The sequence below is a fragment of the Streptomyces sp. NPDC058375 genome (assembly GCF_042723425.1).
Lineage (GTDB): Bacteria > Actinomycetota > Actinomycetes > Streptomycetales > Streptomycetaceae > Streptomyces > Streptomyces durocortorensis.
The window spans coordinates 1-2,409 of record NZ_JBHXJG010000453.1 but is presented as its reverse complement, the minus strand read 5'-3'; the positions used below and the strand labels follow the sequence as shown (position 1 = coordinate 2,409).

The following is a 2,409-nucleotide window of genomic DNA, read 5'->3' as shown; positions in this document are numbered from 1 at the left end:
CCCGGGGAGGGGATCCCCGGGCCACCGCCCGTCCTTCTTCCGCTGCCGCTCAGTCCGTCGGCCGCTTCAGGCGCGCCACGAACTTGTACCGGTCGCCCCGGTACACCGAGCGCACCCACTCCACCGGTTCGCCCTGGCCGTCCACCGAATGGCGGGACAGCATCAGCATCGGCAGCCCCACGTCGGTGCCCAGGAGGCCCGCCTCGCGCGGGGTGGCGAGCGAGGTCTCGATGGTCTCCTCCGCCTCGGCTAGGCGGACGTCGTACACCTCGGCGAGCGCGGTGTAGAGCGAGGTGTACTTCACCAGCGAACGGCGCAGCGCCGGGAAGCGTTTGGCCGAAAGGTGCGTGGTCTCGATCGCCATCGGCTCACCGCTGGCGAGCCGCAGCCGCTCGATGCGCAGCACCCGGCCGCCCGTCGAGATGTCCAGCAGACCGGCCAGCGTGTCGTCCGCCGTGACATAGCCGATGTCCAGCAGCTGGGACGTCGGCTCCAGTCCCTGGGCACGCATGTCCTCGGTGTACGAGGTCAGTTGGAGGGCCTGGGAGACCTTCGGCTTGGCGACGAAGGTGCCCTTGCCCTGGATGCGTTCGAGGCGGCCCTCGACGACCAGCTCCTGGAGCGCCTGGCGCACGGTGGTGCGCGAGGTGTCGAACTCGGCGGCCAGGGTGCGTTCGGGCGGCACCGGGGTGCCGGGCGGCAGGGTGTCCGTCATGTCGAGGAGATGCCGCTTGAGCCGGTAGTACTTCGGTACGCGCGCCGTGCGCGTACCGGCACCGGTCTCGCTCCCCGTACTGCCCCCGTCGGCACCCATGGCCCGCCTTCCCGACTGCTGCGTTGCTGCCGTCACCGGCTCCTCCGTCTGTCGCGGCTCACATGGTGGCACGGTCCGGTCACGGCTCGTCGCCCTCCCTTAGGTGTCGGTCCTATAACGGACGCGAGTGCACTTCTTATACACCCTTGACACCCCTAAAGGTCTAGGCCAAGCTCCCGGTACTGGTCTAAACCATTAAAGACCAGGTCCAGCCCCAGCAGAACTCGTCGAATGTCTTCGCGGTGGGTGGGGTTGCAGCATCCCTGAGGAGGGTTTGACGTGAAGCGCAAGCTCATCGCGGCTATCGGTGTCGCGGGCATGTTGGTTTCGGTCGCAGCGTGTGGTTCGGACGACAAGAACTCGTCCGCCGACCCCAAGGACCGCAAGGAAACCCTGACCGTCTGGCTCATGGGCGAGGCCCAGTCCACCTGGCCTGAGCTGGTCAAGGACGTTAACGCCGAGTTCAACAAGAAGTACCCGGGCGTCACCGTCAAGGTTCAGTACCAGCAGTGGGCCGACAAGGTCAAGAAGCTGGACACCTCCCTCGGTGGCGACAAATTCCCGGATGTCGTGGAACTCGGCAATACCGAGACCATGCAGTACATCCTCAATGGTGCGCTCGGAGAAATCGACCCCAAGAAGTACGAGAACTCGGACAGCTGGATCAAGGGTCTGAAGGACACGTGCTCCTTCGAGGGCAAGACCTACTGCGTTCCTTACTACGCGAGCGCCCGTCTGGCCGTGTACAACAAGGACATGCTGAAGGCCGGCACCGGCAGCGACGCCCTCCCGCAGACCGAGGACGAGTTCCTCGCCGCTATGGACAAGGTCGACGCCGAGCTGGGCAAGAAGGACAAGCGCGCCTCCTCCCTCTACTTCCCCGGTCGTTACTGGTACGCCGCGATGTCCTACGTCGCCGCCTACGGTGGCCAGATAGCCACGTACGACGAGGGCAGCAAGGAGTGGAAGGCCGCGCTCTCCACCCCGGAGGCGCAGAAGGGCCTCCAGCACTTCGTCGACCTGGTCAAGAAGTACAACAAGGCCGACGTGACGAAGGACGAGCAGGACCACGCCAACGTCATGGCCAACGAGAAGGCCGCGGTCATCTACGGCCAGGCCTGGGAGGCCGGCTCCGTCACCACCGGCGAGAACGGCAACCCCAAGCTTGAGGGCAAGATCGCCACGGCCGGTATGCCCGGCCCCGAGGGCAAGGCCCTCCCGTCCTTCATCGGCGGCTCGGACCTCGCGACGATCTCCAAGTCCAAGGTCCAGGACCTCGGCGAGGAGTGGATCTCCCTCTTCACCAACGCGAAGTCCATGGAGGTCCTCGCGTCGAAGAACATCCTCCCCAACAACGAGAAGCAGCTTGAGCCGCTGAAGCAGAAGCCGGAGACCGCCGCCATCGCCAACGCGGTGCCGGACGCCTGGTTCACGCCGATCGCGCCGGGCTGGGCCTCCGTGGAGAAGGAGGAGATCCTCCAGAACATGCTCCTCGAAATCGTCAAGGGCGCCTCCGTCGCCGACGCCTCCAAGAAGGCCGACGAGAAGATCAACGAGCTGATCAACAAGGAATCCTGACCTTCCGATCGCCAGGC

2 protein-coding genes are annotated in these 2,409 nt (G+C 65.5%); one reads left to right on the top strand and one right to left on the bottom strand.

Features of this window, described 5'->3' with window-relative positions:
• Window positions 1-49: 49 nt before the first annotated feature.
• Complete coding sequence (locus tag ACFWM7_RS34945) at window positions 50-814, bottom strand: GntR family transcriptional regulator (RefSeq protein ID WP_007458216.1); 765 nt, start codon at window positions 812-814, stop codon at window positions 50-52.
• A gap of 279 nt (window positions 815-1,093) precedes the next feature.
• Here ACFWM7_RS34945 and ACFWM7_RS34940 point away from each other — a divergent pair, with 279 nt between their 5' ends.
• Entirely contained in the window at window positions 1,094-2,392 is a 1,299-nt protein-coding gene (locus tag ACFWM7_RS34940) for an extracellular solute-binding protein (RefSeq protein ID WP_383268716.1), read from the top strand.
• Window positions 2,393-2,409: the final 17 nt, after the last annotated feature.